This window comes from Streptomyces mutomycini (genome assembly GCF_001700505.1).
GTDB classification, from domain to species: domain Bacteria; phylum Actinomycetota; class Actinomycetes; order Streptomycetales; family Streptomycetaceae; genus Streptomyces; species Streptomyces mutomycini.
The window spans coordinates 1-224 of record NZ_MAPV01000364.1 but is presented as its reverse complement, the minus strand read 5'-3'; the positions used below and the strand labels follow the sequence as shown (position 1 = coordinate 224).

Sequence of the window (224 nt, the reverse complement as noted above, 5' to 3'; positions counted from 1 at the left end):
TCTCGCCCGGTGCGAACGGGGCGTCGGAGAGCTCGGCCTGGACGTTCGGCCGCCGGGTGCAGCCGCCGCTGTCCTCGGTGCTGTCCTCGACGGAGACCGGGCCCTGCCCGGTGTCCACGTCGGAGCTCACCTTGTATATGAGGACGCCGGGACGGCAGACCGCCTCGTCGTTGCCCTCGGGGGTCCGTACCTCCACGGCGTAGCCGGACTGCGCGCTCACCGGC

General features: G+C 72.8%; 1 pseudogene. It reads right to left on the bottom strand.

The features are described 5' to 3' along the window. Nucleotides 1-224 (bottom strand): annotated as a pseudogene (locus BFF76_RS31970) (M6 family metalloprotease domain-containing protein); the annotation flags it as partial.